The sequence below is a fragment of the Paenibacillus agaridevorans genome (genome assembly GCF_003112455.1).
GTDB lineage: Bacteria > Bacillota > Bacilli > Paenibacillales > Paenibacillaceae > Pristimantibacillus > Pristimantibacillus agaridevorans.
In genome coordinates this window covers 18214-27826 of the sequence record NZ_BDQX01000036.1, presented here as the reverse complement: position 1 = coordinate 27826, position 9613 = coordinate 18214, and the positions used below count along the sequence as shown (strand labels likewise).

At 45.8% G+C, this 9613-nt stretch carries 6 protein-coding genes; all 6 read right to left on the bottom strand.

Annotated features, from left to right (window positions below):
• A partial coding sequence (locus PAT3040_RS37905; RefSeq protein WP_219930223.1) for an outer membrane protein assembly factor BamB family protein occupies positions 1-957 on the bottom strand: 957 nt, incomplete at its 3' end.
• 117 nt (positions 958-1074) lie between these two features.
• Complete coding sequence (locus PAT3040_RS02290) at positions 1075-2703, bottom strand: ABC transporter substrate-binding protein (protein WP_108991392.1); 1629 nt, start codon at positions 2701-2703, stop codon at positions 1075-1077.
• Positions 2704-2720: 17 nt separating this feature from the next.
• Positions 2721-4619: a glycosyl hydrolase family 28-related protein gene (locus tag PAT3040_RS02285; RefSeq protein ID WP_108991391.1), complete on the bottom strand. Its 1899-nt coding sequence runs from the start codon at positions 4617-4619 to the stop codon at positions 2721-2723.
• Between the two features lie 263 nt (positions 4620-4882).
• Complete coding sequence (locus PAT3040_RS02280) at positions 4883-6226, bottom strand: ABC transporter substrate-binding protein (protein ID WP_108991390.1); 1344 nt, start codon at positions 6224-6226, stop codon at positions 4883-4885.
• A 3-nt stretch (positions 6227-6229) separates the two neighbouring features.
• Positions 6230-7870, bottom strand: a complete 1641-nt coding sequence (locus tag PAT3040_RS02275; RefSeq protein WP_181376405.1) for a response regulator — start codon at positions 7868-7870, stop codon at positions 6230-6232.
• Entirely contained in the window at positions 7851-9602 is a 1752-nt protein-coding gene (locus tag PAT3040_RS02270) for a cache domain-containing sensor histidine kinase (RefSeq protein ID WP_181376404.1), read from the bottom strand. Before PAT3040_RS02270 ends, PAT3040_RS02275 begins: the two co-directional genes overlap by 20 nt.
• Positions 9603-9613: the final 11 nt, after the last annotated feature.

Below are 9613 nucleotides of genomic sequence, written 5' to 3'. Positions count from 1 at the left end.
ATTATTTCCGTCAGCGGCATTTAAGTCGATTGCCATGCGTTCGCCGGCTGCCGAATAAACGGATCCCTCATCTGCGGCCGCCACTCCCAAACCAATCGTCTGATTGCCCCCGGCCAATCGGTTTTGATATAGCTTTTTGCCGTCCCCGTTCAATAAATAAAGGTTCCCGCTTTCATCTCCTGCCAGCACATGTTGGCTGTCTTGCAAGCCATATACCGCTTTTATTGGATATGACGATATGGACTTCGACCATAGGATAATTCCTTCGTGATCGAAGCGATAAATATTTCCTCTGTTGTCCCCTGCCAGAAACGTTTGTCCTTCAAATTGGATGGATGAAACCGGGTAATTTAAAGTTCGACGCCATCGTTCGTTGCCACTTGCATCCAGCATTCCGATTTCGGCATCCTCCGTCCCAAATAAAACGCCCGCTTCGGCAGCATCCATAGCAGTTACGTCAAACCCGATTCGAGCGTTAAACATTTCCTCACCCGTTTCGGTGTAAGAACCGATCCATTGTTTATCATTGTATTGCCCGATGCCATAGGAAATCAGCAATCGATCGCCTTGCCGATCAATCGCTTTGATACGGCCATTAACAGCGAATTGGCCGATTTCCGTCAACTGCTTGTCATAAATGCGCAGGTTCCTGGCTGATGTGCCTACATACACCTTGTTGCCGTCCTCAGAAACGGCAATTGCGGTAATCGTCTCGTCGAGACGTCTCTCCTTGATTGGGCTTCCTTCATGTACAACTAACAATTTATTATCCGCAGTGGCCCATATGATCTCCGATTTCGAGATTTGCAAAGCGGCTATGCCCCGCTCCCCTTTAATAACTGCCGACGAATGTGTAACTTCCTTCTTATTCCATATATAAATGAAAACGGAATGTACAAGCAGGAGCAGTATAACAACGACAAGCATATTCCGTTTTGAGCGCCAAATGTCAGACATCGTGTCCTCCCTCTTAAAACCATGTTGAAGTCTGAATACAGTGGTGACCTTAATAGGAGATCGCTGCAAAAGTGCAAGGATAAACTCCCAGCGCACTTTTGCAGCCATGCAGCTTTGTTATGCTCCCGGCTGGCGTTCGGGATATTCGATATTTTCCTGAGTCAGCCCGGCCTTCTCCATGATTTGATCGAGGTTGTCTATCCAAAGCTTCTGAAATTTTTGCACATATTCCTCCGGAGTGATTTTCCCCTCCAGCGCTTGCTTGAAAAGATCTCTCCCCGTCGCCTTCAAATCATTGACGCGTCCTACGAGCATGACTTTATTGATTTCCACTTCGGCGTTGCCCATAATCTGGATGTCTCCGAACATTTCGTCTATCTGCGGCGGTAGTTGAACGCCATTGATCATAACAGGCCCGCCGATCGCATAGCTGCCGCTCTCGGTCATTCCGTCAATCCATTTTTGATAACCTGCCTTGGATAACCAGAACATTGTAAAATCCAGCACCATCTCCGTCTGCTCCTGATTTTTATCAATAATGCTGATGTATTCTCCAGACGAAGATTCGACGCTTCTAACTTGTCCCTGTACATATTCGCCGGTCATCGGAGGATTCTCGAAGGTTCCCCACTCGAACGGCTTCAAGCCGCTGCCGTCCTCGATCTTCAACTGCTCTAGCCGTTCCGGATCATTTAGCTTGGCCATATCGGTGTTGACGTTTACAAGCCGACCTAGCGTATCGATAATGATTGCGGCTTTTTGCTGAAGCCATAACGTGTAATCCGCTCCGCCCTCCGCAACAAATAAATCCTGCTGGGAATATTTCGGGAACACTTTGGACAAGTTGCGAATCATCTCAACATGACCCGGATTGTCAAACGTTATATCGCCTTCCTTGAGCGATTTCAAAAAACGAGCGTGATTGTAGTTGTATTTTGTATCGATAAAAGGGTCATTTGGATCATAGTTAAAGCTGCCGTCTTTGTCGTCGTCGTAGTTATAATCGCCCGGCACTGCTTTGGCGAAGTTGTTCCAATCCTTGTGATATTGATCGAAATAGATTTCATGGATGACCTGCGGCAGCATATTCGTATAATTTGTCGCAACAGGAATGTAACCGGCTTGAGCTATTTTCTCGGAAATCGCCACCAGTTCGTCCCAATTCGTAGGAGGCGTGATGTTCAGCTTGTCAAAAATCTCTTTATTATAAAACCATAAAACATGCGCAGCCTGGGTAGGCAGCATAATTCTTTCATTTTTGGCGTTGGAAGAAAGATGAAAGTCGAAATTCAAATCTTCATCCCATTTATTCCCAGTGTATGAATTTTCCCGGTTGCGATATTTGTCGAAATTAACGTATTTGTCGTAAGTGGGCTGGAAATTCCCCGATACGATATCTGGTCTCGGGTTTTGTCCCGTCAATTGAGTGCCTATCCACGTGCGATAGTTGTCTCCGCCGCCCCCTGGCTCCCAAAGAAGCTTGACATCGGGCTGAACCTTTTTATATTCCTCCGCCAGTTTCTTGAAAGCCGCTTCCGTTGCAGGCTCGGAATCCTTGCTGAGTGAAATGACGATTTCGCCTTTAAACTTTTTGCCTGAGGTCTCCGCACTCGATTGTGTCGTTGGAGTCGACGCCGCATTCGGAGACGCTTCGGTTTTCGGATTATTATTGTTTCCCGTACAAGCCGCAAGCAAAGTTCCCATGATCACCATAAGCCCCAAACTTACAATTGAGGTTTTTCTCATCTGTAAATCCCCCTGTATTATTCAATAGTATTGACTGTGCCTATCGGGCTTCCATCGGTATCGCTTGACGGCTGCCCGTTCATGATACGCACGCCGCCGCTAGCGTCCACCCAGAGATGGTAAGCTCCCAATATCAGATGCCGGCCATTCCATGTAGAGTCCATCGCTTGAAGATGTCCCGTATTTACCGGTTCGCTTGCGTGATAGAGAGCAAAACGTCCCGCTTTAAACGTCGTGCGTGTTGAAGCCGCAAAATCATTACCCATAATTCTGATAAATATTCCGGTGATACCGGATGTATAGAGCGTGATCGGGAATCGGAATCGCTGCCACGAAGATGTCGTACGATACACTCTTCTAGTCATAATTCTGCCGGTTTGATCCGTAAGCTCGACTCTGACCGACCCCAACGAATTCGTACTCCCTGCGGATAACTCACCTTCTACCCAAATCACTTTTCCAGCTGTCAGCGCAGCTATGTTTAATGGACCGGTTAAACGTCCGTCGGAGGAGGTTAGCGTAACCTCTACAGCTTCGCTGGCGACTCCTATACTGTTCGCAATTGAAGCCTTGCTTGCATTTACGGCTGTAAAGGCGCTTGTCGAGGAAGGAGCCAATACATTGACGTAGCCGCCGTTTCCTCCCCCGCCGATCCAACTGGCAGGCGATGAGGCGTCCAATCCGAATTGATAAGGATCATCGACATGCAAGGTGCCAGGTATGTTGCTAAGGACCGGAGCAAGAACCGACTCCGCGCAAGACATGGCCCTTCGCAGAGAAACGCGGTTAATCGAGGACTGCTGCTCGAACATCGCCGCCGTAATGTCGTTGGCATATTCGATCATGTAACTCGGCACTCCATTGTCGTAGACATCCTCGATATCAAAATTAAACAGCTTGGCCGTATTGCTTTTAATAAAAGGAACGATCGCGTTGCCGTGGCAATTGACGTTATTTAGGTGAAACTGCACGCCCGATACGTATCCTCCCAATGAAGCCGAATGATGTTTATCCGATGTGTAGCTTCCCCCGCCTTCAAGCGCAACAAGGATGCGGGAATCGCCGGGATTCAAATTTTCGTTGCCAAATTTGTTAAAAGCAAATACCATTGCTCTTCCCGCATTCTGAAATGTTTCTAGGTTGGGGACGATCCATACGTCGTAAGAGTTGGTATTGCTTGTATCGATGCGGATAAAATCGTTTTTAAGAATGTTTACCGGTACGCAGGGACCTTTGTCATTTCCTTGCCCTGCGATTACAGCCGTCCCCAACTTAAGATGGTACCGGTTTCTATGGAAAATATTATCTTCAATGGTCGAACCCGCCGTATACCCCGTCAATGCAAGACCGATCGTATTTGCCGCTATCGCTCCCGTAAACAAATTGTCCCGGACCTTCCAATAAGGATAATCCTGCGAATTGCTGGAGACGGCGCATTCCGAATAGTTCGTAAAGCTGCACTTCTCAATATGCGCGATCCGAACAGTGTTGCCTGCGATATTTTTTAATCGCAACGCTCCCTTGCCGCCCTCAAAATGGATGCCTTGAATCTTCATACCGACGGGATTGTTATCAAGATCGATGAAATAGGCATCGTTCGCTATTGTAATTCTCGTACTGTACTCGCCATCGCCTTCGATGCTGAACATCCACGATTGCTGTGCTGATAAATTCAGGCCGCTGCCGCTGTATAAGTAATTACCTGCAGGGAAATTCATCCTGGGACCCTTCGTTGCCATGTACGGATAATCGCCTGCTGCTGCCGGAAACCGAAGAATTCCAGGATTTGTAACATAAGACCAATACGCCTCGATTGCTGCTGTATCGTCGGTAATACCATCCCCTTTAGCGCCAAACCATTTGACGTTCATGATCCCGAGCTCTTCCAAACAATCTTGCATAACATTCTCTGACATTTCACTCCTCCTCGCGTATTTGATATGGAACCTGTATAAATCTTATCAGCGTACGAAAAATACCGTGATGCATATAAATACGTTGTAACAGGAGTATTTTTAAATAAATCGGCGTTCTCGGATTTCCTGAAAAACCCATCTGGAAAACTAGCATTTTTTTACGATAAACCCGCATTATTATTGTTCGGCAACCTCAACAAAAAACCGTCCGGGAAATTCGCCGGACGGTTCTGATTTCATTATTTTGCATTCACATTTCTTCATTAAGGGTTGCTCGCAGCTTCGCTCGCTCTCTTTTTTAAGACGGACAGCGTATCCTCCAGAGATTGTTCGGCAAATAACATCTTTTTGACTTCCTCCGAAAGAATATCCTTCATGTCTTTTCTAACCGATTGCTGCACATCGGGAAAATAAAATTGATATTTTCTGCTGTAAAACTGCTGGAACGTCGCCGTGTCGAACCTGTCAGAAGCTTTGCTGAAGTAGTTTTCGATAATTTTATCGGCATTTACTCCATTCCATAACGGGAATCGTCCGTGATCGCTCATCGCTCCAAATCCTTCCCTCACATACCATTTAAGAAATTCCCATGCCTCCTGCTTGTGTTTGGATTTCGCGTTGATGGATACATAATCCATCGAACCAAATCCATTATATCCCGGACTGTCTTGGCTCATCCGCGGGGTCGGTGCAACGGTAGCCGTGATCGGCTTGGCATTTAATCCGGGATTCTGAACGCTTCGAATCAAGTAGACGCCCCATACCATGGCAGCCTTTCCTGACAAAAATTGCTGATCTGGTGACATTCTTGTATGCAGTTGCTCTTCGATCGGATAGATAGAACGGTCCTCGTTATGCATTCGGGATTGCAAACGCAATATTTCCGTCCAGATGGGATGGCCAAAATTCGATTCTCCTTTATCGTTATAACAGCAATTCGCGCCAAAATAGGAATGGGCCATCATCTTCGTCAGTTCGCCGTTGGATGCGACTCCATATACTTTGTTTTCCCCCTCCCCCGTGGTCAGTCTTTCGGCCAAATCAACAAAGTCTTTCCACGTCCAATCCGCGCTCGGCACACTCTCACCCAATGCATCAAGCATATCTTTATTAATGAGTATGCCTTCGACGCTCCTCGAGGCAGGAATGTAGTACACACTCCCGTTATGCTCATGAATTTCTGCTTGAAATTCCTTAGTCAAATTGATACCGTCTTTCGACAAATAGCTGTTGAGCGGCTCGAGCATCCCCGAGAGAATTCGCTTGTTCAACAATTGAGGATCATAGCCGATTACGACGTCGATTTCGCGACCCGAGTATATGGCAGTTTCCAGTTTCTCGTTGCCCGATTCGTTATTTTCGAATTGAACATACTCAATGTTGACATGCGGATTAACCTTTCGCCAATTTGCGATTACTTCATTGGGACCGGATTGGGCAGGCGTCCCTCCCCATACCCGAATCGTAACCGGCTCAACCAACTCCATGCCGGTATTGCCCTGTTCAGTGCTTTCTTGTTTGCAGGAAGCTAAAATGACAAGCAGGATCAAGAGCGCCGTTATCCAAACTCCATTTCGATAGTTCGGACCGGATTTGTTCATGCGCATTCTTCAGCCCCCCCTGTTCTCCAAATCTCCTACCGGTCGTAAACCATTTTTGTACTCCAATGGCGTTACGCCTTCGAAACGCTTAAACTGGCGCGTAAAATAGTTAGGATCCATAAAGCCGACCAGCTCGACGATTTCATATATTTTCATATCCGACGACTTCAGCAGTTCCTTCGCTTTATCGAGACGTGCCCTCGTCATGTATTCGACAATCGATTCCCCGGTTTCCTTTTTATACAAATGGCTGAAATACGATTCGGTATAGCCGATACGTCCCGCTAACGTAGCCACCGATATTTTCTCTTGCAAATGTTGTCTGATGTAGTCCTGTGTCGCGATGATCTCCTTCTTAGGCGGAGTTTTCCGACTCCGGTTTTCGACGGAAAAATAATGTTCTACGAACTGTAGAACCCATTCTTGCATCTGATCGAACTGTTCGATTTGACTAATAGCTTCATAAGGGTAATAGTCCATAAATTCCGGCAGAGTATACAACGATTGCTGGCTGCTTTTTAAGTGCTGATGAAAAGGCTGCAGCAATTCGTGAAAAAATTCGCGAACCCTTTGCTCCGTATATGCCTTTCCGCTCGTTTTGTCCGCTATTAACATCAGCATGCGAGTCTTCAGCATTCCGACATTTTGATCTTCGATCAATCGCTTAAGTCCGGTCAACTCATCCATTTCCAAAATAATGAGATCGTCAGCCACATTCGTCAAATCGACGCTGGTCAATATCGAAGAAGAATGATGAAAAAAACCGTGTTTATAAGCGTTTACCGCATCTGTGTAACTTTCGTTCAAAAAAGGAAGGCTAGCCGTATGCAAGGAAATCCCGACTCTTAACGGCAACTTCAAAAACTTGAACACCGCATCCTGAATTTGCATAGCCAGTTGCCGCGAAAGATCGAGCCAGTTTTCTTGCCTGGTTTGAACAAACATAACCAACTCGCCCGCCTCGCTTTTAACAACTTCGCCCGCTCCTCGCTTTTTAACGATTTCCGCAGCGATATTTGCGGCGGCAAAAATCATCGTATCGGGATTTTTTAATTGCTCCTTTCTAACCATTTTGTCGAAATCATTTATTCGCATGTAGATGATTCCGATATCTCCGTTTAGCTCGACATTCCATTCGGCTGACAATTCACTCCATCGGCTCCGGGTCGAAATCTTGCCTTTGCATGCATCCCATAACAATCCTTCCTTATAGGCTTGGGCGCTAACATTCAACTTTTGCTGCATAGTGAGATGATCAGCGCGCCTATGTTGTTCATCCTGCAGGTCCATTTTTACTTTTTGCATCATGTTGTGTAGTTCCTGTGGTTTGATAGAGAGCTTCATCAAATAATCGACGGCTCCCAGTCTGAGCGCTTCCTGCACATACTTAAAGTCGTTGTAACAGGTTAAAATGACAACTTTAATATGCGGATGACGAAGATTGACTTCTTTTAATAATGCAATTCCGTCCATTTCAGGCATTATGATATCCGTGAGAACCAAATCGGGATTGAAGCGGCCGATCATTTCCAGAGCTTCCAGCCCGTCGCCTGCCTCGCCTACGCATTCGCAGCCTAGCTGGTCCCATTGAATGATCGATTTGATTCCGACTCTGACAATCATCTCGTCGTCAACGATTAGTACCTTCAAACTCATCCCCCCTATTTCTTTCATATGGAATCAATACCTTGATAATCGTTCCCTTGTTCAAATCACTTTCAATTTCGATCCCATACGTTTTTCCGAAATACAGCTGTATTCTATCATGGACGTTTCGTAAGCCGATTCCGCTAAAACGGCGGTTCTCGTCCGATTGCTCGAGCGAGAGAATTTCTTGTATTTTCTCCTCGCTGATCCCGATGCCGTTATCCGCTACTTCGATCAGTATGCCGTACCTATGATAGGCTGCTCGAATAAGGACTTTACGTGCCACATTACTTTTAGCGAAGCCGTGCAGAATGGCATTTTCCACAATCGGCTGAAGCAGCAATTTGGGAACACGGCCATCCAGCATGCTTTCCGGCACTTCGATTTCGAGCTGAAAGTTTTCTTGAAATCGCATCTTTTGAAGTTCTATATATAACTCCAGATGCTCTAACTCCTCTTTAAGCGTAAGAAAATCTCCTGAACGGTTGATAGATAGCTCCAGCATTTTCCCTAGATTCGAGACCATATCGGCAACGTTCGGCGCCTCGCTCATATAGGCTGTCCACTTGATCATGTTCAAGGTATTGAACAGAAAATGCGGATTGATCTGGGCCTGCAGAGCCTGAAGTCTTGCCATTTCCTTCTTCCTGCTTTCTTCCTCGTTCCGTTTCAGACTGTCCAATAGCTTGATGACCATGCCGTTATAATGCTTAAGCAATGATTTCACTTCCCGCGGACCGGATAGTTTGACGCGCTGGACCATATTGGAACGGTTTATCCGCTGAAAATGGGCTTCCAGCATGCGAAGTGGTTTCGTAATAGTAACTGCGTGCAAGGAAATTAACAGAAAAAACAACACAATCAACAATGCCAGCGTAATAAACAGCTTCAATTTAAAATCGGCAATATTTTCCGCAAATTCATTCTGATCGTATTCGAGCATAACCTTCCAATTCATTTTTTCTAAATCATAAGACTGAGGATCTCTATCATCGTCTTGTATCGATTTCTCAATCGATGGCATGTAGCTGTTTCCAATTAACGATGGGTTGGAGGATAACAATATCGTACCGGCATTATCGATCAGCGAGATTGTGCGATTATCTCGGTTATCCTCTTCGTTTTTCACCAGCAGACTACCAGCTTCTACCTGGATCAAGAGGACAGCCAAATTCTTCGATCCGCCATCCCCTTTAAGTACCCGCGCCACAGACAAGTAGCTCTTGTCCTGCGAAAACCAGTGGTAAAACCCGTCTAACTTCAAGGCATGCCGAAACCATTCCGTCTGGCTTAACTGATCGAATTTGGAGGTGGAATAACCTGGAGACGTGCTGTATACGTTTCCATTAAGATGAATAAGCGTAATTTCCCCATTACCGGGAAGCATATAGTCCTTGACCTCTTGTAAGCGACTTATGATCTCTTCATTCATAACAACGAAGTCGTATGTCGAAAACGGGGGATCCTTGAGCAAATTTGTAATAATTCGAGAATCAAGTCCAATCCAATTGGATGCTAATAAAATATCCTCTATGTTTTTATCGATATGAAAGGCTTGCGTCTGAACCGTATAGCGATCAGAGCGAACAATCTCTTCTTTAGACATTTGTTGAATGGAAGAACCGTACATGAAAACGGCAATCATCAACGGGAAAATAACGAACAACAGCAACAAAATAATGAGCCTTAAACGAATAGTCGAATTATGCCACACGAATTGAATGCTCGATATCATGAAAGTCAGCC